Below are 22,964 nucleotides of genomic sequence, written 5' to 3'. Positions count from 1 at the left end.
CGACCAGACTTCCCGGCACACCGCCTTCACCCTATCGGGCCAGGTCACGTCAAGGCAGTGTCAAGGTCCCGGGTTCCGGCGCCAAGGAAGCGCTAACACGCACCCCGGTCGGGCTGCGAAAGGGCTTCTTTAGGAAGAGCCCCCGTTGTGGGCGGGGGAGTTGATCCAGCGAGCGGAGCGCGTCGACGGCGATGAGTGACGTACGGCCCGGACGACTGAAGGTCTACCTCGGGGCGGCCCCCGGAGTGGGCAAGACCTACCGCATGCTCGACGAGGGGCGGCGCCGCGCCGCCCGCGGGGCGGACGTGGTGGTGGGATTCGCGGAGTGCCACGGGCGCCCGCGCACGGAGGCGATGCTCGACGGTATGGAGGTCGTCCCGCGTGCCCGCTGCTCCTACCGCGGCGGACACTTCGAGGAGATGGACCTGGCCGCTGTCCTCGCACGCCGTCCGCAGGTGGCGATCGTCGACGAGTTCGCCCGCAGCAACGTCCCCGGCGAGGGCCGCAATCCCAAGCGCTGGCAGGACATCGAGGCCCTGCTCGCCGCCGGTATCGACGTCATCACAGCGGTCAACGTCCAGCATCTGGCCTCCCTCAACGACGTGGTCGAGAAGATCACCGGTGTGCCGCAGCACGAGACGGTGCCCGACGAGGTCGTGCGGCGCGCCGACCAGATCGAACTGGTGGACATCCCGCCCGAGGGGCTGCGCCGCCGGATGGCGCACGGCAACATCTACGCCCCGGAGAAGATCGACGCCGCCCTCGCGAACTATTTCAGGCCCGGCAACCTGACCGCACTGCGGCAGCTGGCGCTGCTGTGGGTGGCCGACCGGGTGGACGAGGCGCTGATCAGCTATCGGGCCGAGCACGCCATCGGCAGTGTGTGGGAGACCCGGGAGCGGGTGGTGGTCGCGCTGACCGGTGGCCCCGAGGGGGACACGCTGATCCGGCGGGCCGCCCGTATCGCCGCCCGGTCGGCCGGCGGTGACCTGCTCGCCGTGCACGTGACCCGCAGCGACGGCCTCGCGGCGGGCGTCTCGCATGCTTCGCTGGCCCGGCAGCGCAGGCTCGTCGAAGACCTGGGCGGCAGCTACCACTCGGTGGTCGGCGACGACATCGCGCACACGCTGGTTGACTTCGCCCGCGCCGAGAACGCCACCCAGCTCGTGCTCGGCACCAGCCGCCGCGGACGCCTGGAACGTTTCCTGACCGGACCGGGCACCGGGGAGACCGTGACGGAGCTGTCCGGCGACATCGACGTCCACCGGGTCACGCACGAGCGGGCCGGGCGCGGGGCCCTACTGCCGTCGCGGCGGCGCACCCTGTCGCCGGCCCGGCTGATCGCAGGCCCGGTGGCCGGGTTGGTGCTGCCGGTGCTGCTCACGGCCGCCCTGGCACAGGTACGGGGGACGCTGAACCTGACCAGTGAGGCCCTGCTGTTCCTGCTCGCCGTGGTGGGCGTGGCCTGCATCGGCGGGGTCACCTCGGCGGTGATCGCGTCGCTGACGGCGTCAGTGTTGCTGAACTACTGGTTCGTTCCGCCCATAGGCTCCTTCACCCTGGACGACCCCAACGCCCTCCTGGCCCTGACCGTGTTCGCAGTCGTCGCCGCCACCGTGGCCGCCGTCGTCGACCGCTCCCTGCGTCTGTCCCGGCGCTCGGCGCGGGCCACCGCCGAGGCCGAGACCATGTCCTCCCTGGCCGGCAGCATCGTGCGCGGCGGCGCGACCATCCCGGCGCTCCTGGAGCGCACCCGGGAGACGTTCGGCATGGAGTCGGCGGAGCTGGTGGACGAACCGCTCGACACCGACGGTGCCACGGCCGTGCCGGCCGGTTCCGGCGCGTATCTCGTCCTGCGCGGCCGCACGCTTTCGTCCTCCGAGCGCCGGGTGCTGGCGGCGTTCGCCGCGCATGTCGGATCGGCCGTGGAGCGGGCGCGGCTGGCCGAGGCAGCCGCCGAGATCGAGCCGGTCAAGGCCGCCGACCGGCTGCGTACGGCGCTGCTGCGCGCGGTCGGCCACGACCTGCGTACACCACTCGCCGCGGGCTGGGCCGCGGTGACCTCGCTGCGCAGCCGCGACGTCGAGTTCTCTCCGGAGGACCGCGACGAACTCCTCGCCACCGCCGACGAGTCCATGGCCAAGCTCAACCGCCTGGTGGAGAACCTCCTCGATCTCAGCCGACTGGAGGCGGGCGCGCTCAACCTGAATCTCCGGGCCACCACCCTGGAGGAGGTCCTGCCCATGGCGCTCGCGGACACGCCTGGTGTCGAGGTGACGGACGCGGAGGAGATCCCGGCCGTACGGGCCGACCCGCCACTGCTGGAGCGGGTGATCGCCAACCTGGTCACCAACGCCGCCCGCCACACGCCCGAGGGAGAGAAGGTGCTGGTGACCGCCAGTGCTCTGGCCGGCCGGGTGGAGCTGCGCATCGTCGACCGGGGGCCCGGCCTTCCCACCGACGGACGGGACAGGCTCTTCGAGCCGTTCCAACGGCTCGGCGACACCGACAACACCACCGGCCTCGGCCTCGGACTGGCCCTTGCCCGCGGCCTGACCGAGGCGATGGACGGGACCCTCACCCCCGAGGACACCCCCGGCGGCGGCCTGACCATGGTCGTGTCGCTGCCCTTCGCGGAACCGGACGACGAACAGGCGACGTACCTGCACCCCCGTGGTGCGCAGAGCGTAGGAGGGGTCTGATGAGCACCGAGGCCGGCACATGGCGTCTGCCCCACCGCACGAAGAAACCGCGCCCCGCGCCCGTCTGGCCACTGAGGGACCAACTCGCCTTGGCGGCGGGTCTGGTCGCCCCCCTCCTGGTGGCCCTGGCGCTCGTGCCGTTCCGCATGGACCTCTCCCACACCAATGCCGCGCTCGTCCTGGTCGTGGTTGTTGTCGCGGTCGCCGCCCTGGGAAGCCGTACGGCGGGGGTGCTCGCAGCGCTGTCGGCGGCGGCCTGGTTCGACTTCTTTCTCACGAGGCCCTACGAGACGTTCGACATCAGCGCGTCGGCCGACATCGAGACGGCGGTCCTGCTGCTGGTCGTCGGCGTCATCGTGTCCCAACTGGCCGCACGGGCCCGCCGGTTGGAGGTCATCACGGTGACCGACGCGGCTCACCTCGCCCGCATCCACCGTACGGCCGACCTCGTCCGCTCGGCCGGCTCCGCGGACACCGTGGTCGACCACGTCCGCCGAGAGCTCACCGACCTGCTCGACCTCAGCGCCTGCCGCTTCGAGTACGGCACCCTCTTGGGGCAGCCGGCCAGGCTGCACAAGGACGGCAGCGTGACGGCGGGCCGGCGCCCCTGGGACCTGGACGCGGCGGGCTGGCCCGAGGGCGACATCGAACTCAGGGCGTACGGCAACGGCCACTACCTCGGCCGCTTCATGCTCACCCCCGGCCCGGGTCCCGTAGCGCCGCTGCAGGCCCGTCTCGTCGCGGTGACGCTGGCCGACCAGACGGGTGCGGCTCTGGACACGGCCGGGCCTGCCAGGGAGGGATGATCCACAGGCCGGTCGGCCCCGCCGCTCACTCCAGGCCGGAGGCTTTGAACACGGCGCGGGCGGTCTCCTGCTCGACGCGCAGGGAGACAAGGCGCAACGCGGTCCCCCCGCACAGCAGCATGCCGTCGGCCGCGGACTTCCGGGCGTCCTCGTGCAGGCGGTACCACAGCTGGGGGTTGGTCACGAGAACTTCGGGATCGAGCTCGACGCGCCCGCCGAACGCGTCTCGCAGCAGCAGCCGTTGGGAGATGCCGTCCAGGCAGCGAACGGAGACCAGCGCATCCGTACGGACCCGGCGGGTGCGCAGCAGCCGACGGGACGCCAGCCAGCCCTCGCCGGCTGACACGCGGGCGGGGTAGAGCACGGCGAACAGCAGTCCGGCCAGGGTGAGCCAGAGTGCAGTGCGCCAGAGGGCGAGCCGGCCGGTTCCCCAGTCGACGACGAGCAGCAGGGTGAGCAGTACCGCGGCGCAGCGGACGGAACTCGTCAACTCCTGTGCCCACTGCAGGTCGTTCGCCACCTCGAAAGGCGGCCCCTCCTGCGCCTCGTCGTGGCGTCCCATGAGAACGACGGTAAGGAGCCGGAGAACCTCAGGCAGCCACCTTGACGAGGCTCTGACGCATCTCTGTTGCTGTCCTGACCGGGGCCGACCGCAGTTACGGGGATCACACGCCCGTCAAGGTCCCGTCAAGGTCGGGCCCTTCGGCGCGAAGATGCCGCAAGGAGCCGTCGGAGAGAACGGGAAACGGACAGAACCTGAGTGCACCGCGCACTCCGCAGCCCTCGTGCGCGGCTTGGATGAAGGAGCACGCACCATGTCCGTCCTGACCACCGAAGCCGGCGCCGTCCCCGTCGGCGAGGAGCCGCCTGATACCGGCGAGCGTCACCGCCTGACCGCTGTCACCGGCCTGGCGGCCCTGTCGCTGGACGCGATGGCGTCGGTGGCTTATGGGCCCGAGGCGATCGTGCTGGTGCTGGCGGCAGCGGGAGCGCACGGGCTGGGCTTCACGGTGCCGGTGACGCTGGCGATCGCGGGTCTGCTGGCGGTGCTGGTCGCCTCGTACCGGCAGGTGATCGCGGCCTTCCCGGACGGCGGCGGTTCGTACGCCGTCGCGAAGACGCATCTGGGTGCGCGCACGAGCCTGGTGGCGGCGGCCTCGCTGGTGCTGGACTACGTGCTCAATGTCGCCGTGGCCGTGACGGCGGGCGTGGCTGCTCTGACGTCCGCCTTCCCCGCCCTGTACGGGGAGCGGCTGTGGCTGTGCCTGGTGGTGCTGGCGCTGATCACAGCCGTGAACCTGCGCGGCATAGTCGAGTCGGCGAAGGTCTTCATCGTGCCGACCGTCGTGTTCGTCGGCTCGATCTTCGTGCTGATCGTCCTCGGACTGTTCCGTTCCGGGCCGGTGAGCACGGCGACCGCGGCCGGGCATGCCTCCGCCCTGGCCGGCAATGCCACGACGGTCGGCGCCCTGCTGTTGTTGAAAGCTTTCGCCTCCGGGTGCAGCGCGCTGACCGGCGTGGAGGCCATCGCCAACGCAGTGCCCTCCTTCCGGGTCCCGCGCGCGAAGCGCGCCCAGCGGGCGGAGGTCGCGCTCGGCGCGGTCCTCGGGGTGATGCTGATCGGCCTGTCGGTGCTGATCTCCCGCTTCCATATTCAGCCGGTCCAGGGCGTCACGGTCCTCGCCCAATTGGCAGACGCCTCACTCGGCCACAACTGGGCTTTCTACGTCATCCAGTTCGCCACGATGATTCTGCTGGCGCTGTCCGCGAACACCTCCTTCGGCGGCCTGCCCGTGCTGCTGAAGCTGCTGGCTCGCGACAATTACACGCCCCACGTATTCGCCCTGAAGGCCGACCGCCAGGTCCACCGGCACGGTGTGCTGGCCCTGGCCGCGGTCTCCGCCGCGCTGCTGGTCTTCTCCGGCGGTGACACCAACACCCTGGTGCCACTGTTTGCGATCGGAGTGTTCGTCGGGTTCACGGTCGCCCAGGTGGGCATGGTGCGGCACTGGCGGCTGGAGCATGGGCCAGGCTGGAGGGGCAAGGCACTGCTCAACGGGTTCGGCGCCGTCCTCACCGGCATCTCGGCGGTCGTCGTCACGGCGTCGAAGTTCGAGGAGGGCGCCTGGCTGATCGTGATCGCCCTGCCGCTGCTGGTGGCAGCCTTCGAGACCGTCCACCGCGCGTACGTCCGGATCGGCGAGCGGCTGGGCCTCGGTCGCGTCCCGGAACCCCCGCACCGCGACCGCTCGATCGTGATCGTCCCCGTGTCGTCGCTCTCCCGCCTCACCTCCGAGGCGCTGACCGCCGCCGTCTCCCTCGGCGACGAGGTCCGCGCGGTCACCGTCTGCCACCCCGACCCCGAGGACCGCGCCCACAGTCACACCCTGGCCCGCGACTGGGCGGCCTGGAACCCCGGAGTGCCGCTGATCCCGCTGGCCTCCGAGCATCGCTCGCTGGGCCGCCCGATCGCGACGTACGTCCGCGAGACGGCCGCGGCCGAACGGGATGCCAGGGTCACCGTGCTCATCCCCGAGGTGGAGCCGGAGCGGCTGTGGCAGCGGCTGCTGCAGAACCAGCGCGGAGCGCTTGTGGCGCACGCGGTGCGACGCGACACGGACGCGGTGATCTGCCGACTGCGGTTCCGGCTGTCATGATCGTCTGAAGTGCTGCCTGACCCGACTTTGTCCAGGGCGGTTACGGGATCACGCGGCTGTCAAGGGCCGTCAGGGTTGGGCCCTTCGGTGCGCAGATGCCGCAAAGAACACTCCGGGTATCAGGGACACGACAAAATTCCGTATGGCTCGCGTAACGGCCGTTGACGGGGTTGACATTGGTATGGATAGCGTTAAGTGCACCATCAGGGGGGACGGCTGCTTGGCAGCCAGCGACCAAACGTCGCACGGAACTGACCTATTAGAGGCCGACGTATGCCGTCGGCGAAAGGTCGGCGCGGCAGCCTCTTCCCACGCTCAGGAACAACCACGAGCGCGCTTTGCCGTGCGGTGAAGCGCAGATGGGAGGACAGGCATGGGCACCGCTTTTCGTAGATCTGGCACAGCGATTATTGCGACAGTGCTGCTGCTCTTCAGCGGTCTGGCGGCAACTGCGACAGCGGCATCGCAAAACACCACCAGCCCGACCAGCGCCGCCTCGGTTCAGCCCGATAAGCCGGTGGAACGTCACACCGGCACCACCGTGTACGGATGGGTCTCGAAGAACTACCTGGCTGCACACCCGCACTACCTCCGTACGCAGGCGGCCAAGGTCGGCTCGACGGCCGCACCCTCGGCAGTCACCCCTCAGTCGGCCTTCACGTGCGACGGCCCGGTATGTATCGATGTCCAGGGCTCGGGACTCAAGGTCAACCAGTGGAACACCACGGCCACGGGCAACGTCGGCTGCAGCGAGGCTTCCTACATACGCAACGGCTCAACGGTGTTCGTCAGCGATTCGATCTGTCCCAGTGGCTCCGGATCAGGGGTGTACTACTACTACACCAACCCCAACACGACCTACCCGAACAACACTAAGCTGTGCAACGTCTGGGAGTGGTTCGTCGGCTATCCGTGTGCCACCGTGCACCGCTGAGCATTCCGCCTGAGAAACGCGCTGACAAGACAGGGTGAATTATGGGGCTGCCCGAACAGAGTGTCGTCGCTTCGGGCAGCCTGCCCTCAGGCGAGACCTGGAAATTGATCACCAGCGCCGAAGGTGACAACCTCTTCAGCTTTCTGCGGATACTCCGTGGCCGGGACACTGTTTTCGACTGTGGCATGGGTGGCGAGCCAGTGCCTCCCGGTCGACACCTCAGGGTCTGTAGTGGCACTGAGTCCGGGATGGTGGGTGTGATTGTGCGCGCTTCTACGATGACCGTGGACCGGGTGCAGCTCCACGGCTCGTCCGCCCCCGTCGACATCGAACTTCACACCTGCCCGCAAACCGCAAGCGTACGGCTGGGAGCGGTGCTTCCCACGGGGGGCGACTCGGGGCATACGCTGGTGGCACTGGCTGCGGACGGATCCGCGATCGAGACGTATCCCCTGCCGGACCTGGCCGCCCGTATGAGGGACACCGCCACAGGCTCGATGTGGCAACCGCGCGCCGATTCTTGAGTATCACGTACAACCGGGCGAGCGCCCGATCGGAGCGTCTTGCCGAGCGCTATGTCGCGGCGAATACCAACCTGTGTGCTCAGGCGGGCTGACGGAGTGCGCTGACCAGCGCGCGCGGGTCGTCGACGTGGAAGCGGATGGTTCAGCGCTCCAGGGTCACCCAGGTCTGGCTGCCCACGACCAGATCGAAGACCCCCGTCCTCGAAGAGGGTCATCAGGCGGCCTTCGGGGTAGCGCCGGTCGCCCCGGACCGAGGCGACCGCGGCCTGCGGTACAGCGAGGCCGAACTGGGGTCCGTAGGGGATCCGCAGATTGCCGTCGGGGTACACGACGTGCGGCCGGGTGATGCAGACGGCGGGCAGGGCCAGCAAAAGAACGACGCCGTACGGGTCGAGTACCAGGATCATCTGCCGGCTGCCTTCCGGCTCTCTTGATCGCTTGCAGCGGGCCGAGAGCCGGTCCTGCCCCAGGTCGGCTCAGGTGCCGTATGAGTTCCGTCAAAGGTGTGCGGGCTGCCGTATGGGACCCGTCAACGGCGCTCGAATCCGGCCAGGGACGCGGTTTCCTCTATCCGTCCGATCCGCTCGCGGATTCCCGAATCTCCTCCAGGAGCTCACGATGGCCGACCTGGCCTTCGTCGTCACCACGATCGCGGTCTTCGCGCTGGTGGCCCTCGTCGCCAAGGGGGTGACGAAGCTGTGACCGCCGAGAACATCGTCGGCCTCGTCGTCGCCGTCGCCCTGCTGGGTTATCTCGTCCTCGCCCTGATCTTCCCGGAGAGGTTCTGAGCCACGACATGGGTCCCGTACTCGCCGGCTTCCTCCAGCTGCTTGCCCTGATAGGCGCACTGGTGCTCGCCTACGTCCCCCTCGGCAACTACATGGCCAAGGTCTACTCCTCCGACAAGCACTGGCGCGTCGAGAAGTGGATCTACAAGGGCATCGGCGCCAATCCCGATGCGGAGATGCGCTGGCCGGCATACCTGCGCGGCGTCCTCGCCTTCTCGGCCGTCAGTGTCCTCTTCCTCTACCTGCTGCAGCGGCTGCAGGGCGTCCTGCCCGGCTCGCTCGGCTTCTCGTCGATCGAGCCGGCGCAGGCGTTCAACACCGCCGCGTCGTTCGTGACGAACACCAACTGGCAGTCGTACTACGGCGAGCAGGCCATGGGGCACGTCGTGCAGACCGCCGGGCTGGCCGTGCAGAACTTCGTCTCCGCGGCCGTCGGTATCGCCGTCGCGGTGGCGCTCGTGCGGGGCTTCGCGCGCTCGCGCACCGGTGAGCTGGGCAACTTCTGGTCCGACATGGTGCGCGGCACGATCCGCATCCTGCTCCCGGGTGCCTTCATCGCGGCGATCGTGCTGGTCGCGTGCGGTGCGATCCAGAACTTCTCCGGCATCCACGAGGTCGGCCAGTTCATGGGCGGGCACCAGCAGTGGAACGGCGGGGCGGTCGCCTCGCAGGAGGCCATCAAGGAGTTCGGTACGAACGGTGGCGGTTACTTCAACGCGAACTCGGCCCATCCGTTCGAGAATCCGACGCCGTTCACGAATCTCTTCGAGATCTTCCTGCTGCTGGTGATCCCGTTCGCGCTGACCCGCACGTTCGGCGTGCTGGTCGGGAGCGTGAGGCAGGGTTACGCGATCCTCGCCACGATGGCCATCATCTGGCTCGGTTTCACGGTCCTGATGATGTGGACCGAGTTCGCCCACCACGGCCCGGCCTTGCAGATCGCGGGCGGTGCGATGGAAGGCAAGGAGACCCGGTTCGGTGTCGGCTCCTCGTCGATCTTCGCGGTGTCGACGACCCTGACCTCGACGGGTGCGGTGGACTCCTTCCACTCGTCCTTCACGGGTCTCGGTGGCGGCATCGCCATGCTCGGCATGATGCTGGGCGAGATCGCGCCCGGCGGTACCGGCTCCGGCCTCTACGGCATGCTGATCATGGCGGTCATCGCGGTGTTCATCGCCGGCCTGATGGTCGGCCGTACGCCCGAGTACCTCGGCAAGAAGATCGGCTCCCGCGAGATCAAGCTGGCGGCCTGCTACATCCTGGTCACCCCGGCCCTGGTGCTGATCTTCACCGCCGCATCGATGGCGCTGCCGACGCCGCCGCACTCGATGCTCAACTCCGGTGCGCACGGGTTCTCCGAGGTGCTGTACGCCTTCACCTCGGCGTCGAACAACAACGGCTCGGCCTTCGCGGGTCTGAACGCGAACACCGACTGGTTCAACACCATGACCGGTCTGGCGATGATCCTCGGCCGCTTCCTGCCCATGATCTTCGTGCTGGCGCTGGCCGGTTCGCTCGCCGAGCAGAAGCCGGTCCCGGAGACCGCGGGCACCCTGCGCACCGAGAAGCCGCTGTTCACCGGGTTGTTGGTGGGCGCGATCCTGATCATCACCGGTCTGACGTACTTCCCGGCGCTGGCGCTGGGTCCGCTGGCCGAGGGGCTGGCCTCATGACAACCGACGTAACGAAGCAAGAGGACTCGATGTCCACAGCCACTCCGGCCCGGGCGCCGCACAGCGATGTACCCACCGGGCACAAGCCCGCCGAAGGACGTGTGGGCGCGGGCCTCTTCGACCCCAAGCAGCTTCTGAAGTCGCTGCCGGACGCCTTCCGTAAACTCGACCCGCGGGTGATGGTCAAGTCGCCCGTGATGTTCGTGGTCCTCGTCGGCTCGGTCCTGACGACGGTCTTCTCCTTCAAGGACCCGGGCGACTGGTTCGGCTGGGCGATCAGCGCCTGGCTGTGGCTGACCGTGATCTTCGCCAACCTGGCGGAGGCGGTCGCCGAGGGCCGCGGCAAGGCGCAGGCGGACACCCTGCGCAAGGCCAAGACCGACACCGTGGCGCGACGACTGCTCAAGGACGGCAAGACCGAGGAGCAGGTCCCGGGCACCGAACTGACCATCGGTGACCTGGTGGTCTGCGAGGCGGGGGACGTCATCCCCGGTGACGGTGACGTCGTCGAGGGCGTCGCGAGCGTCGACGAGTCGGCGATCACCGGTGAGTCCGCCCCGGTCATCCGCGAGTCCGGCGGCGACCGGTCGGCCGTCACCGGCGGGACGAAAGTTCTCTCCGACCGCATCGTCATCAAGATCACGACGAAGCCGGGCGAGACCTTCATCGACCGGATGATCAACCTCGTCGAGGGCGCCGCCCGGCAGAAGACGCCGAACGAGATCGCGCTGAACATCCTGCTGGCCTCGCTGACGATCGTCTTCCTGCTGGCCGTCGCCACACTGCCGCCGTTCGCCAACTACGCGGGCACACATCTGACGATGGTCGTGCTGGTCGCCCTGCTGGTCTGCCTGATCCCGACCACCATCGGCGCGCTGCTCTCCGCGATCGGCATCGCGGGCATGGACCGCCTCGTCCAGCGCAACGTGCTCGCCATGTCGGGCCGTGCGGTCGAGGCCGCCGGCGACGTGTCGACCCTGCTGCTCGACAAAACCGGCACCATCACCCTCGGAAACCGCCAGGCCGCCGAGTTCGTGCCGGTTTCCGGCACCACCGAGGCCGAGGTCGCGGACGCCGCCCAGCTGTCGTCGCTGGCCGACGAGACGCCCGAGGGCCGCTCCGTCGTCGTACTGGCGAAGGAGAAGTACGGGCTGCGCGAGCGCCACCAGGGTGAGCTGGCCGGCGCCGAATGGATCGCCTTCACCGCCCAGACCCGAATGTCGGGCGTGGACATCGACGGACGCAAGATCCGCAAGGGCGCGGCCGGTTCGGTCATCGCCTGGGTCCAGGAGCAGGGCGGCACCGTCGCCGAGGACGCCGACACGCTCTCCAACCGGATCTCCGAGGCCGGCGGCACGCCGCTGCTGGTGGCGGTCGAGGACGACCGGGGCGCTCGGATCCTGGGCGTCATCCATCTCAAGGATGTCGTCAAGGACGGCATGCGGGAGCGGTTCGACGAGCTGCGGCGCATGGGCATCAAGACCGTCATGATCACGGGGGACAACCCGCTGACGGCCAAGGCGATCGCCGACGAGGCGGGCGTCGACGACTTCCTCGCGGAGGCCACTCCCGAGGACAAGATGGCGCTCATCAAGCGGGAGCAGGCGGGCGGCAAGCTCGTCGCGATGACCGGCGACGGCACCAACGACGCGCCCGCGCTGGCCCAGGCGGACGTGGGCGTGGCGATGAACACCGGTACGTCGGCCGCCAAGGAGGCCGGCAACATGGTCGACCTCGACTCCAACCCGACCAAGCTCATCGAGATCGTCGAGATCGGCAAGCAACTGCTGATCACACGCGGTGCGCTGACCACGTTCTCCATCGCCAACGACGTCGCGAAGTACTTCGCGATCATCCCGGCGCTGTTCGCGGCCGTCTATCCCGGCCTGGACAAGCTCAACATCATGGGCCTGTCCTCGCCGGACTCCGCGATCCTGTCCGCGGTCATCTTCAACGCGCTGATCATCATCGCGCTGGTGCCACTCTCCCTCAAGGGCGTGCAGTACCGGCCGGTCAGCGCCGACAAGATGCTGCGGCGCAACCTCACGATCTACGGCATCGGCGGCCTGATCGCACCGTTCATCGGCATCAAGGCCATCGACCTGCTCATCTCCCTCATCCCCGGAATCGGCGGCTGATCGCCATGAACAACTCCGTTACGAACACGGCCCGGTTGCTCGGGGCGGGCCTGCGCGCCCTCCTCGTGCTGACCCTGGTGACGGGCGTCATCTACCCGCTGGTCGTCACCGGCATCGCACAGGCGCTGTTCCACAACAAGGCGAACGGCTCCGAGATCAAGGCGGACGGCAAGGTCGTCGGCTCGTCCCTGATCGGGCAGTCGTACAACCTGCCCCTGAAGAAGGGCCAGCAGACCCCGGAGCCCGACCTCAAGTGGTTCCAGGGCCGCCCGCAGAACGGCCTCGGCAGCAACAGCGTCAACACGCAGTACAAGCTGGTGCTGTCCGGTGCCACCAACCTCTCCGCGGACAACAAGGACCTCATCCAGGAGGTGAAGGCCGCCAAGGCGGCTGTCATCAAGGACAACTCCGTGCCCGGCTACACGGTCAAGGCGTCCGAGGTCCCCGCCGACGCGGTCACCTCCTCCGGCTCCGGCCTGGACCCGGACATCTCCCCGCAGTACGCGGAGATCCAGGTCCATCGGATCGCCGAGAAGAACGGCCTGTCCGTCACCCAGGTGGAGAAGCTGGTCAAGGACCACACCGAGGGCCGCACACTCGGCTTCATGGGCGAACCCCGGGTGAACGTCCTGGAGTTGAACATCGCGCTCAAGGACCTCGTGGCGAAGACGAGCTGATGGCGTTACCCATGGAGACACACGGGAGTCGGCGACCGGGAAGGAATCCCGGCTCCGCCGACTCCCGCTGCCATGAGGCCGGTTGGACCGTTCATGGTCCGCACATCCGCCCGTACGACACGAAAGGCGTACACCCATGACCAGGGTGTTGGTGGTGGAGGACGACCCGCAGCTCGTCCGGGCCCTCGTGATCAACATGCAGGCACGCCAGTACGGCGTGGACGCCGCGCCGGACGGCGCGACAGCCCTCCGGCTCGCGGCCACCCGCCAGCCCGACGTCGTGATGCTCGACCTCGGCCTGCCCGACATGGACGGCGTCGACGTCATCAAGGCCCTGCGCGGCTGGACGCGGGTGCCGATCCTGGTGCTGTCGGCGCGGCAGGCGTCGGAGGAGAAGGTGGCCGCGCTCGACGCGGGCGCCGACGACTACATCACCAAGCCCTTCAGCATGAACGAACTCCTGGCCCGACTACGGGCCGCCGTACGCCGCACCGAGGACGCGCCGCTCGTCCCCGAGGCGACCATGGTGGAGACCGACGAGTTCACTGTCGATCTGTTCGCCAAGAAGGTCGTACGGGGCGGACGGGACGTCCGGCTGACCCCGACCGAGTGGCACCTGCTGGAGATCCTCATCACTAACCCCGGCAAACTGATCACTCAGAAGCACCTGCTTCAGGAGGTCTGGGGGGTCACCCAGTCCAACAAGACCAACTACCTGCGGGTCTACATGGCCCAGCTACGGCGCAAGCTGGAGACGGACCCCGCGCACCCCCGCTATCTGATCACCGAGCCCGGCATGGGCTACCGCTTTGAGGGATGACATGGCACGCGGAAAGCTCCGGATCTACCTCGGTGCGGCACCGGGCGTCGGCAAGACCTACGCAATGCTCTCCGAGGCGCACCGCCGCCTCGAGCGGGGCACCGACTGCGTGGTGGCCTTCGTCGAGCACCATGGCCGGCCGCGCACCGAGGTGATGCTCCACGGACTGGAAGAGATACCGCGCAAGGAACTGGAGTACCGGGGCACCACCTTCACCGAGATGGACATCGACGCTGTCCTGGCCCGCCGTCCCCAGGTGGCGATGGTCGACGAACTGCCGCACACCAATATCCCCGGCTCCCGCAACGCCAAGCGCTGGCAGGACGTCGAGGAACTGCTCGCGGCCGGTATCGACGTCGTCTCCACCGTCAACATCCAGCACCTGGAGTCGCTCGGCGACGTCGTCGAGTCCATCACCGGCATCCGCCAGCAGGAGACCGTGCCGGACGAGGTCGTACGGCGCGCGGACCAGATCGAGCTGGTCGACATGGCGCCGGAGGCGCTGCGCCGCCGTATGGCGCACGGCAACATCTACAAGCCGGACAAGGTCGACGCTGCCCTGTCCAACTACTTCCGGCCCGGAAACCTGACGGCCTTGCGGGAGCTGGCGCTGCTGTGGGTGGCCGACCGGGTCGACGCCTACCTGACCGAGTACCGCAGCGCGCACAACGTCTCGACCATCTGGGGTTCACGCGAGCGGATCGTGGTCGGCCTGACCGGCGGGCCGGAGGGACGGACGCTGATCCGCCGGGCCGCGCGGCTCGCGGAAAAGGGCGCCGGCGGCGAGGTCCTGGCCCTGTACATCTCCCGCAGCGACGGCCTCACCGCCGCCTCGCCGAAGGAACTTGCGGTGCAGAGGACCCTGGTGGAGGACCTGGGCGGCACCTTCCACCAAGTCGTCGGCGACGACATCCCGGTGGCTCTGCTGGACTTCGCACGCGGGGTCAACGCCACCCAGATCGTGCTCGGCGTCTCCCGGCGCAAGAGCTGGCAGTACGCCTTCGGGCCGGGTGTCGGAGCCACCGTCGCCCGGGACTCGGGACCCGACCTCGACGTCCATCTGATCACACACGACGAGGCAGGCAAGGGACGTGGATTGCCCGTCGCCAAGGGGGCTCGACTCGGCCGGTCCCGGCTCATCTGGGGCTGGCTCGTCGGGGTGCTCGGCCCGGCTCTGTTCACCTTCCTGCTGACCAGCGCGCTCCCGGACGTCGGCCTAGCCAACGACATGCTGCTGTTCCTCACCCTGACGGTGGCGGCGGCCCTGCTCGGCGGGCTCTACCCGGCGCTGGCCTCGGCGGTCGTGGGTTCCCTGCTGCTCAACTGGTACTTCACCCCGCCCGTCCACACCTTCACGATCGCGGATCCGAAAAACATCGTCGCCATCGCCATCTTCGTCGGCGTCGCCGTGTCGGTCGCGTCCGTGGTGGACCTCGCCGCCCGGCGCACCGACCAGGCGGCAAGGCTGCGCGCCGAATCCGAGATCCTCTCCTTCCTCGCGGGCAACGTACTGCGCGGCGAGACCAGCCTGGAGGAGCTGCTGGAACGGGTGCGCGAGACGTTCGGCATGGAGTCGGCGGCGATGCTGGAGCGGGCCGGCGAGACGGATCCGTGGACCTGCGCGGGCAGCGTGGGCCCCCAGCCCTGCCAGGACCCCGACGACGCGGACGTCGAAGTACCGGTCGGCGACCACATGTCCCTGGTACTGACGGGACGTGTGCTGCCGGCCGCCGACCGCCGGGTGCTCGCCGCGTTCGCCGCCCAGGCCGCCGTCGTACTGGACCGCCAGCGCCTGCAGCAGGAGGCCGCCCAGGCCAAGGAGTTGGCCGAGGGCAACCGCATCCGCACCGCGCTGCTCGCCGCCGTCAGCCACGACCTGCGCACCCCGCTGGCCGGGATAAAGGCAGCGGTCACCTCACTGCGCTCCGACGACGTCGAGTGGTCCGAAGAGGACCGGGCCGAGCTGCTGGAGGCCATCGAGGAGGGAGCGGACCGCCTCGACCACCTGGTGGGCAACCTCCTCGACATGTCCCGGCTGCAGACCGGCACCGTCACCCCGATCATCCGCGAGACCGACCTCGACGAGGTCGTCCCCATGGCCCTCGGCGGCGTGCCCGAGGACAGCGTGGAGCTTGACATCCCGGAGACGCTGCCCATGGTCCACGTGGACCGCGGGCTGCTGGAGCGGGCCGTCGCCAACGTCGTCGAGAATGCGGTCAAGTACAGCCCATCGCGGGAGAAGGTCCTGGTCTCGGCCAGTGCCATCGCGGACCGCGTCGAGGTGCGCGTGGTGGACCGCGGGCCGGGCGTCCCCGACGAGGCCAAGAACCGCATCTTCGAACCCTTCCAGCGCTACGGCGACTCCCCGCGCGGCAACGGCGTCGGCTTGGGTTTGGCGGTGGCGCGCGGCTTCGCCGAGGCCATCGGCGGCACCCTGAGCGCCGAGGACACTCCCGGCGGCGGCCTCACCATGGTGCTCAGCGTGCCGACGGCACCGCAGCGCCGGCTGGAGCAGTCCGACCTGCCGGCCACGACCAAGTTTTGATGGCTGGTGCCCGAAGAGCTCAGGTACAGGGCGGCACGGTCCCAAATTCCTCCTCCACGTGCCGGGTGTCCAGCCGCAGCCGCCAAGCGCTCCGGCGGTGCCGGCGGCCAGTGCGGCTTCCAGCCGAGCAGTTGGCGCAGCCGGTCGGCGTCCGTGTCGGTCAGTTCGCCGGCGAAACGGGCGAGCAGGGCCTCGTGGTCGGGGTGTTCCTCCAGGACGTCAATGTCCCCGGCGGTCGAGGTCGCCGACCTCGCGTACGGCCTTGGCGATGGCCGGGAAGTCCTTCTTGAGGAGCGCGCCGTGGTTGCTGTCGACCTTCGTGCCGATCTGGATGTTCGGGTTGCGGGCGGTCACCGCATCGAGGCTGGTGCGTATCCGTTCCTGCTCATCACCTCGGCTTCCGAAGGACGTCCCCGAAGCGACCACATACCGCACCGGGACGGTGATGTGGTCCAGCACGGGGCCCAGCTCGCGCTCGCGGGAGAGCCTGCCGAGCTCGATGTTGCTGTTCGCCTGTTGTTCGGCGGTCATCCGCGGGGCCAGGCCGGTCGGGCGCAGCAGCGGCAGGAACCAGCTCATCCGCCGGAACAGCTTCCGGATGCGCTGCTCCATGGCCTCGTCGAGCCAGTCGTGCGGGAACGCGCCGTCGACCAGGACCGCGCCCAAGGCGCGCTCCGGATTGCGGCCGGCCCAGTGCGCCCCGACGACCGCGCCGTAGGACCAGCCCACCACCAGTGCCCGGTCGACACTCCTGGCCGCGAGCACGGCATCGACGTCCTGGACGGCTGCCTCGAAGGAATAGTTGGCCGAACGCTTCGATTTGCCGCGGGCCCGTTCGTCGTAGGTGATGTGCCGCCATTCCGTGCCCAGTTCAGCGATGACCCGTCGCCAGTACCCCTGCGTGGCGAACTGGCCGTTGAGGTAGACCACGGGGACACCGGGACCGCCGGTGTCGGTGACGGCCAGGGCTGTGTCGTCAACCGGCACCATGCCGGTCCACTTCGAGCTGGTCGAGGAAGTGCTGTTCTTCGTCATGGGTTCTCCCTGATCGCGTGAGAGTGGCTGTACGGCGTGTATGGCTTGTGCGGCTTCTCCGGGGCCTGCGCGCGAATCGCAGGCCCCCGGTGAGGGACGGCCGGATCCTCGACGACGACCGACAAGGATCACGATCGAGATGGGCCCGGCCGGATGGTCCTGGTTCTGCTCGTTCAGAGGCTGCGGGCGGTGATGTCGCCGTGCGAGGTGGTGGCCCGGATGTCGAGTTCGGTGGTGCCGTCGTTCTTGAGCGTGTTGCTGATGCGGCCGTGGCCGGTGCCGGCGTCCAGGACGGCGGAGACACCGGCGGCCGCGCCGACCGAGATGTCACCGGACTGGGTGCTGAGCACGACCGTGCCGCGCGCGGCCTCGGCGATCCGTATGTCGCCCCGTGCGGTGGTGATCTCCGCGGGGCCGCCCAGCCGGCCGACCTCGACGTCGCCGTCGACCGCGGTGAGGCGGAGGCTCGCGGCCTCGTCGATCTTGATCTGGCGGTAGGCGCCTTCGAAGGCGACGTCGCCGAGGCTGCCGACGACACGGAGCTCGGCGCTCGCGGCCCTGGCCTCGACGCAGGAACCGGCGGGCAGTTGGACCGTCACCTCGACGGATCCGGAGTTGCCGAGGATCCGGTTCTTCGCCTCCGGGGTCTCGATCCGCAGGACGCCTTCGCTGTAGGTGACGTCGACCTGCTCCGCCGCCTTCACATCGCGGCTCTTGGCGGCGTTGGCAGGCCGGACCTCGACCGTGGTGTCGGCCCGGTCGGCGGCGATGAACTGGATGCGCCCGGCGGGGATGTCGAGGACGGCGGAGACGGCGGCGGGGGTCTCGAACTTCTGCATCGTGCTCTCCTTCGTGTACAGCGGGCGCTCTGTCGGCCCGCTGTTTCTTATGGTGGAAAGCTACGTTGCGTTCAAGAATCTGGCAACATAGTCGTTGCGCGGAATCGCAATCAGTGCAGGTAGAAGCCTAGAAATCGTTGCAACGGTTCAGAATCTAATGCAACACCCTCTATTCTTCGTTGCAATGGCCTGAGGGTGAACGCTAGAACGGAGGCGCCAAAGCGGGGCGTACGAAGGGGACCGCGATACCGAGAGGCAGGCGCACCCAGCAAGAACGCCAGCAGATCACGATGGGACTGGCCGGCGGCCTCGCCGAAGCAAGCCGGCCGCCCCCGTGAAGCGACGATGCCCCCGGAGGCCCCACTGACGCGACGCCGAGGCGGAGCGCGAGTACGAGGAGACGCTCACCACCGTCTTCATAGGCTCGGGCACGCCCAAGATGATGGCCCGGGTGATGGCCGGCCTCTGCACCAGCGACGCGGGCAGCCTCACCGCGTCCGAACTCGTCCAGCGCCTCCAAGCCAGCCCGGCGTCCATCTCCACTCCACCGCCCAGGTCGCCGAGACCGCCCGCCGGGGCGTCGGCATCCTCGTCACCGGCACCCCAACCAGGGAGCGATACTCGGCCCGCTCTCCGCCCGGCACTCGTACCTGACCGCCCGCGGCATGTTCTCCGAGCTCGACATCCCGCGCCGCGTGGCCCAGATCGAGCTCTCACTCGCCGTAGTCCAGGAGATGTCCGGACAGCTGGAGGTCTCGGCCCGACAGTACGAACTCCTCGCCGAGGACGAGCACTTGAGCGCACGCGACCGAGCCAGGGCTCGACTCTGGGTGGGAACGGCCCTGAGCAAGGAGGGCAACAACGAGTACGCCACCAATGCGATGACGGCCGCCACTCGTGTCTTCGAGGACCTGGGCGAGCCGGAGGACTGGTCGGTCGCCCACCAGAAGCTGGCCCTGGCCCATCGCGGTGCCGGCGACCTGAAGCAGGCCCTGCACTACATCGACATCGCGCGCACCACTGGCACGGTCGACTCCCCGATGCAGCGGGTGAGGCTGGACACCGCGTACGGGCACATCCTTCTGTCGGATACGGCGACCCGGAATGATGGGCTGTCCGTCCTCGATCAGGCGGCACAGGTGGCCCGCCAGTATGGGCTGAGCCACCAGCTGCGCAGTATTGAGGGCATCCGAAAGGGCCAGCAAGGATGAGCCAGGGAGTGCCAGTGCCGGAGCACCAGCAGCGCCAGATCACCGACGAGCAGTTCCACGACGCGACGCTGATCTGGAACTACCACCAGATGGGCCACGAGCAGCGGCCCTGCTCGGCGGCGATCGGCCTGGGCAGCCACGACCTCGGGGTGGCCACTGCGGCGGCCGACCTCTACCGCGCCGGGCTCTTCCCGGTCGTGGTCTTCAGCGGCGGCAACAGCCCCACCACCCGCGCTCGCTTCCCGCGCGGCGAGGCCGTCCACTACCGCGAGCACGCACTGAGCCTGGGCGTGCCGGACGAAGCGATCCTGGTCGAGCCGAACGCCGCCAACACCGGCCAGAACATCACCTTCTCCCGCGAGATGCTGACCCAGGCCGGGGTGGAGGTGCAGTCGCTGCTGCTGATCTCCAAGCCGTACATGGAGCGCCGCTCGTACGCGACCTGCCGCAAGCTGTGGCCCGAGACCGAGGTCGTATGCGCCTCCGAGCCACTGGAGTTGGACGACTACATCAAGTCCATCGGCGACGAGAAGCTCGTCGTCGACATGCTCGTCGGCGACCTGCAACGGGTGATCGAGTACCCGAAGCTCGGCTTCGCCGTCGAGCAGGACGTACCGGGGGATGTGTATGACGCTTACGAGCGCCTCCTGGGCGCCGGCTTCGACAGCCGCCTCATCAGCTCCTGACACACGCCGATTCCAGGTGCCCGGCGGGGGGTGCGCGATACACCAGCCGAACCTGTTCCCGCGGCTGTCCACGCTGGCCAAGCTGTACGCTGCCGACCAGTGGATCGTCCTGGACAACGTGCAGTTCGCCCGGCGCGATTACCAGCACCGTGCACGTCTCGCCGCTTTGGACGATCCCGCCCGGCAGCAGTGGCTCACGCTCCACACACACCTTCCCCACGGGCGCCCAACGCTGATCAGCCAAGCGCGGCTCGTTGATCCGCGTCGCTCGCACCGGACGGTCCAGCTGCTCGTCCGCCAGTACTACGGCCGCAGCCCCTACTGGGGCGCTGTGTCCGAGGTCCTGGACGCGCTCGACGACTCGGACCGTGTGGCTGACGTCGCGAGGACATCGACGATCGCCCTGCTCAGCACTCTCGGTTGGTCGGGGAAGGTGCGGGACAGCAGCGCGATCCCGACCCGGCAAGGCCGCTCCGAGCGCCTCGCCGACCTCGCGGAAGCCACCGGCAGCACCCACTATCTGTGCGGCACCGGTGGTCTGCATTACCTCGACGCCGGGCCCTTCGACGCCCACGGCATTCCCGTGCTGCCCTTCCATATCCCTGTGGATGACCCGCTTTGGCGATGGGCCCGTCGATGCAGCAGCCTGTGGGCCCTTAGCAAGATCGGGCCCGATGCGCTGGCCGACCAGCTGGCCGGCCAACGGGAAGCTCACCATCCTGGAGCCCACGCGTGACCGAGCCCACCACCAAGGAACCGGACAAGAAGCCCTTCCTGTACGTCGTCGTCTGCGCGTGCGGCATCGCCGGTGACGTCGGCACGCTGATCACCGTCGCGCAGGAACGGCACTCGGGCGCCGGGGTCGTCGCCACCGCCACAGGGGTTGGGCTTCCTCGACGCCGAGGCCATAGAGGCCCAGACCGGCTACCTGATCCGCTCGGCCTGGCGCACACTCGGTGAGGCACGTCCGCTGCCGCCCGCGGGCACGATCGCGGTTGGGCCAGCCACGTTCAACACGGTCAACAAGTGGGCCGCCGGCATCTCCGACACCCTCGCTCTGGGCATCCTGTGCGAGGCATACGGGATGGATACCCCGACCGCTGTCCTGCCGGACCTGAACTCGGCCCAGGCCGCCCACCCCGCCTACCGCCGGAGCCTGGAGCACCTGCGCGTGATGGACGTCCTGATCGGCTCGTACGAACCGCACCGGCCCAAGGCCGGCGGTGGCGCGGGTCGATACCGCTGGGAGGAGGCGTTGGAGCTCCTCGCCCCTGTGGTGTCCGTGGCGACGTGATCAGCGCTGTTGCCCCTTGGCCTCCGGTACGAATGGGGGCGTGGTCGGGCGTTGCATGGCGTCGTGGGCGTTCGCTTTCTGGGCTCGGGGGCCAGGTGGGTGGCGCTCGCCGAGGCGGCGGATCCGCCAGGTCAAGGCGCGAGCGGGACTGCGGGCGTCGTCCAAGGTGCGTTGGCTGAGCGCCTGGTCGAGGAGCATGGACACGTTGTGACCTGCGGCCTCTGCCTCGGCAAGCACGGTGGCCAGAGCATCCCAGGCTTGGTCAGTGATGATGCGCTCGGCGTGCTCGGGGGCCACCTGATGCAGGGTCGAAATCCTCCGCACCGAACGCGGCCTCGCCCAGCGCGAGCTCGCCGCCCGCGTCACCGCTCTCGGCCGTCCGATGACCAACACGATGCTGTCCCGCATCGAACGCGCCCAACGCCGCTGCGACATCGACGACCTTGCCGCAATAGCCGAAGCCCTTGCCGTCTCCCCGCTCGTGCTGCTGCGGGGATCGGGCACCGCCTGAGAAGAGCGGCCAGCACCACCGATCGAACACCCTCCCCGATTAGGGGCTTGCCTCTCTTGCCCCACCTGCCCCCGCGCGCCTTCCGCATCGACCCTACGGCGAACTCACCCCGCCCCACCTTTACCGTCCCGAGGAGATCACCGAGACCCTCGGCTGCTCGGCCTGGTGGGTCAAGGATCGAGTGCGCCGACGCCTGATACCGCACACCGGAGTCGGCCACGCATACCGCTGCACCCGGACCTCCTCGCAGGGATCATCCGCATCCACGAGGAGCCGACGCCACAGCGTGCACAACGGATGCTCCCGCCGGCCAGCCCTTCCGCGCCTCTGACCCGCCAAGCCCAGCCCTCGGCCTCCCCGCCCCGCGCCTCCGGGGCCGACCACGGCGCCGGCAGGTACAAGCTCAGCGAGGGCAAGCACGGCACCGTCGTCGACCCGACCGGCGAGGCCATCAATTTCGCGTGCTGCGGTATAGCACGCGGTCCCCGGTTACCGAAACCGGGGATTCTCTGGATTGTTGGGGCTCCGATCGAGGCCGAGTCCTTGCGGCTCACCTCGATTTGGGTGCCCTAGTCGACGCCGCGCAGCCGAACGAAAGGAACACCAAACTCGCGGCCATGGGTCAGTGGCACCCGGCCAGCCCGCATCCCGCAAACCGTGAATGCGGGCTCCGAGCGCCTTCCGTCCTGCCCGCTTTCTGTGCCCGGCTCCCGGCTCCCGAGGGAGCACGCACCTGGCTCAACAACGGCATCCCGCCCGCTCAGGTCGCCGCATGGGCCGGCAACAGTGTCCCGGTCCTGCTCGCGACGTACGCCCGGTGCATCACGGGCCAGCTCGCCGAACTCCAGCAGCGCATCGAAGGGCCACAGCGACTCCCGAGTGCGGTCACGAGCGCAGCTCTCCCTCCAGCACCACCTGCCGGGACCCCTCCGAGACCCCCGTCCTCGCCGCCCCGCCGCCCGCGCTGAGAGAGACCACGCTCCAAAACTTCGGGAAGTTTTCGGGAAGAACACCCGCCAAAAGCCGTGCGGAACCGCTCCCACTCGGACTGCCGCCTGCCCCACCAGCGTCACAGTCAACGCTTACGCCCGTGCCACTCCGGACTAGCTAATGTGCCCCTGACC

At 68.9% G+C, this 22,964-nt stretch carries 18 protein-coding genes and 3 pseudogenes; 17 read left to right on the top strand and 4 right to left on the bottom strand.

What is annotated here, in order from left to right:
• Nucleotides 1-191 precede the first annotated feature (191 nt).
• Together ACWCRD_RS13160 and ACWCRD_RS13155 are read left to right on the top strand one after the other, a co-directional pair.
• Nucleotides 192-2,702 (top strand): ATP-binding protein, encoded by a 2,511-nt coding sequence (locus ACWCRD_RS13160; protein ID WP_450965946.1) that lies wholly within the window; start codon nucleotides 192-194, stop codon nucleotides 2,700-2,702.
• Nucleotides 2,702-3,508 (top strand): DUF4118 domain-containing protein, encoded by an 807-nt coding sequence (locus ACWCRD_RS13155; RefSeq protein WP_450965945.1) that lies wholly within the window; start codon nucleotides 2,702-2,704, stop codon nucleotides 3,506-3,508. Before ACWCRD_RS13160 ends, ACWCRD_RS13155 begins: the two co-directional genes overlap by 1 nt.
• Nucleotides 3,509-3,533: 25 nt before the next feature.
• Here ACWCRD_RS13155 and ACWCRD_RS13150 read toward each other — a convergent pair whose 3' ends face one another.
• Entirely contained in the window at nucleotides 3,534-4,070 is a 537-nt protein-coding gene (locus ACWCRD_RS13150) for a hypothetical protein (RefSeq protein WP_450965944.1), read from the bottom strand.
• A 253-nt stretch (nucleotides 4,071-4,323) separates the two neighbouring features.
• Here ACWCRD_RS13150 and ACWCRD_RS13145 point away from each other — a divergent pair, with 253 nt between their 5' ends.
• The 9 genes from ACWCRD_RS13145 (at nucleotide 4,324) to ACWCRD_RS13105 (ending at nucleotide 16,264) form a co-directional block, all read left to right on the top strand.
• Nucleotides 4,324-6,165: an APC family permease gene (locus tag ACWCRD_RS13145; RefSeq protein ID WP_450965943.1), complete on the top strand. Its 1,842-nt coding sequence runs from the start codon at nucleotides 4,324-4,326 to the stop codon at nucleotides 6,163-6,165.
• A 418-nt stretch (nucleotides 6,166-6,583) separates the two neighbouring features.
• Nucleotides 6,584-7,099, top strand: a complete 516-nt coding sequence (locus tag ACWCRD_RS13140; RefSeq protein WP_450757684.1) for a hypothetical protein — start codon at nucleotides 6,584-6,586, stop codon at nucleotides 7,097-7,099.
• A gap of 1,043 nt (nucleotides 7,100-8,142) precedes the next feature.
• Nucleotides 8,143-8,325 carry a hypothetical protein gene (locus ACWCRD_RS13135; RefSeq protein WP_450757686.1) on the top strand — a complete coding sequence of 61 codons (183 nt, stop codon included), beginning with the start codon at nucleotides 8,143-8,145 and terminating at the stop codon, nucleotides 8,323-8,325.
• A complete protein-coding gene (kdpF, locus tag ACWCRD_RS13130) occupies nucleotides 8,322-8,411 on the top strand; it encodes a K(+)-transporting ATPase subunit F (RefSeq protein WP_016434100.1) in 90 nt (29 codons plus the stop codon). The genes ACWCRD_RS13135 and kdpF overlap by 4 nt, the downstream gene beginning before the upstream one ends.
• 8 nt (nucleotides 8,412-8,419) lie before the next feature.
• Nucleotides 8,420-10,084, top strand: coding sequence for a potassium-transporting ATPase subunit KdpA (kdpA, locus tag ACWCRD_RS13125; protein ID WP_450965942.1), 1,665 nt, complete (start codon nucleotides 8,420-8,422; stop codon nucleotides 10,082-10,084).
• Nucleotides 10,081-12,222, top strand: coding sequence for a potassium-transporting ATPase subunit KdpB (gene kdpB / locus ACWCRD_RS13120; RefSeq protein ID WP_450965941.1), 2,142 nt, complete (start codon nucleotides 10,081-10,083; stop codon nucleotides 12,220-12,222). Before kdpA ends, kdpB begins: the two co-directional genes overlap by 4 nt.
• Before the next feature lie 5 nt (nucleotides 12,223-12,227).
• A complete protein-coding gene (locus ACWCRD_RS13115) occupies nucleotides 12,228-12,899 on the top strand; it encodes a potassium-transporting ATPase subunit C (protein ID WP_450965940.1) in 672 nt (223 codons plus the stop codon).
• A gap of 136 nt (nucleotides 12,900-13,035) precedes the next feature.
• Entirely contained in the window at nucleotides 13,036-13,719 is a 684-nt protein-coding gene (locus ACWCRD_RS13110; protein ID WP_450767966.1) for a response regulator, read from the top strand.
• A 1-nt stretch (nucleotide 13,720) separates the two neighbouring features.
• Complete coding sequence (locus tag ACWCRD_RS13105) at nucleotides 13,721-16,264, top strand: ATP-binding protein (RefSeq protein ID WP_450965939.1); 2,544 nt, start codon at nucleotides 13,721-13,723, stop codon at nucleotides 16,262-16,264.
• A 219-nt stretch (nucleotides 16,265-16,483) separates the two neighbouring features.
• Here the strand turns inward: ACWCRD_RS13105 and ACWCRD_RS13100 are convergent, their stop codons facing one another.
• Nucleotides 16,484-17,299 (bottom strand): alpha/beta fold hydrolase, encoded by an 816-nt coding sequence (locus tag ACWCRD_RS13100; RefSeq protein ID WP_450965938.1) that lies wholly within the window; start codon nucleotides 17,297-17,299, stop codon nucleotides 16,484-16,486.
• 173 nt (nucleotides 17,300-17,472) lie between these two features.
• A complete protein-coding gene (locus ACWCRD_RS13095; RefSeq protein ID WP_450965937.1) occupies nucleotides 17,473-18,138 on the bottom strand; it encodes a DUF4097 family beta strand repeat-containing protein in 666 nt (221 codons plus the stop codon).
• A 241-nt stretch (nucleotides 18,139-18,379) separates the two neighbouring features.
• On the opposite strand from ACWCRD_RS13095, the pseudogene ACWCRD_RS13090 reads away from it, so the two are divergent.
• From ACWCRD_RS13090 to ACWCRD_RS13070, 5 genes and pseudogenes are all read left to right on the top strand, one after another.
• Nucleotides 18,380-18,756: pseudogene (locus ACWCRD_RS13090) on the top strand (MarR family transcriptional regulator); the annotation flags it as partial.
• Nucleotides 18,744-19,349, top strand: a pseudogene (locus tag ACWCRD_RS13085) (hypothetical protein); the annotation flags it as partial. The pseudogenes ACWCRD_RS13090 and ACWCRD_RS13085, both read left to right, overlap by 13 nt.
• Entirely contained in the window at nucleotides 19,346-20,035 is a 690-nt protein-coding gene (locus ACWCRD_RS13080) for a YdcF family protein (RefSeq protein ID WP_450965936.1), read from the top strand. The pseudogene ACWCRD_RS13085 and the gene ACWCRD_RS13080, both read left to right, overlap by 4 nt.
• A gap of 16 nt (nucleotides 20,036-20,051) precedes the next feature.
• Nucleotides 20,052-20,771: a WbqC family protein gene (locus ACWCRD_RS13075; protein WP_450965935.1), complete on the top strand. Its 720-nt coding sequence runs from the start codon at nucleotides 20,052-20,054 to the stop codon at nucleotides 20,769-20,771.
• Nucleotides 20,768-21,329: pseudogene (locus ACWCRD_RS13070) on the top strand (flavoprotein). Before ACWCRD_RS13075 ends, ACWCRD_RS13070 begins: the two are co-directional and overlap by 4 nt.
• Here ACWCRD_RS13070 and ACWCRD_RS13065 read toward each other — a convergent pair.
• Nucleotides 21,330-21,626 carry a hypothetical protein gene (locus ACWCRD_RS13065; RefSeq protein WP_450965934.1) on the bottom strand — a complete coding sequence of 99 codons (297 nt, stop codon included), beginning with the start codon at nucleotides 21,624-21,626 and terminating at the stop codon, nucleotides 21,330-21,332.
• 16 nt (nucleotides 21,627-21,642) lie between these two features.
• Here ACWCRD_RS13065 and ACWCRD_RS13060 point away from each other — a divergent pair, with 16 nt between their 5' ends.
• Nucleotides 21,643-21,840, top strand: a complete 198-nt coding sequence (locus tag ACWCRD_RS13060) for a helix-turn-helix domain-containing protein (RefSeq protein WP_450966230.1) — start codon at nucleotides 21,643-21,645, stop codon at nucleotides 21,838-21,840.
• The last annotated feature ends 1,124 nt before the right edge of the window (nucleotides 21,841-22,964 follow it).

The organism is Streptomyces sp. NPDC002092, assembly GCF_053593775.1.
This window is presented reverse-complemented; position numbering and strand designations above follow the sequence as displayed.

Coding starts and splice junctions, on each gene's coding strand:
- kdpB (WP_450965941.1), top strand. CDS start 10,081: ATGACAACCGACGTAACGAAGCAAGAGGACTCGATGTCCACAGCCACT.
- ACWCRD_RS13155 (WP_450965945.1), top strand. CDS start 2,702: ATGAGCACCGAGGCCGGCACATGGCGTCTGCCCCACCGCACGAAGAAA.
- ACWCRD_RS13115 (WP_450965940.1), top strand. CDS start 12,228: ATGAACAACTCCGTTACGAACACGGCCCGGTTGCTCGGGGCGGGCCTG.
- ACWCRD_RS13135 (WP_450757686.1), top strand. CDS start 8,143: ATGGGACCCGTCAACGGCGCTCGAATCCGGCCAGGGACGCGGTTTCCT.
- ACWCRD_RS13145 (WP_450965943.1), top strand. CDS start 4,324: ATGTCCGTCCTGACCACCGAAGCCGGCGCCGTCCCCGTCGGCGAGGAG.
- ACWCRD_RS13100 (WP_450965938.1), bottom strand. CDS start 17,299: ATGACGAAGAACAGCACTTCCTCGACCAGCTCGAAGTGGACCGGCATG.
- ACWCRD_RS13150 (WP_450965944.1), bottom strand. CDS start 4,070: ATGGGACGCCACGACGAGGCGCAGGAGGGGCCGCCTTTCGAGGTGGCG.
- ACWCRD_RS13095 (WP_450965937.1), bottom strand. CDS start 18,138: ATGCAGAAGTTCGAGACCCCCGCCGCCGTCTCCGCCGTCCTCGACATC.
- ACWCRD_RS13080 (WP_450965936.1), top strand. CDS start 19,346: ATGAGCCAGGGAGTGCCAGTGCCGGAGCACCAGCAGCGCCAGATCACC.
- ACWCRD_RS13105 (WP_450965939.1), top strand. CDS start 13,721: ATGGCACGCGGAAAGCTCCGGATCTACCTCGGTGCGGCACCGGGCGTC.
- ACWCRD_RS13160 (WP_450965946.1), top strand. CDS start 192: ATGAGTGACGTACGGCCCGGACGACTGAAGGTCTACCTCGGGGCGGCC.
- kdpA (WP_450965942.1), top strand. CDS start 8,420: ATGGGTCCCGTACTCGCCGGCTTCCTCCAGCTGCTTGCCCTGATAGGC.
- ACWCRD_RS13110 (WP_450767966.1), top strand. CDS start 13,036: ATGACCAGGGTGTTGGTGGTGGAGGACGACCCGCAGCTCGTCCGGGCC.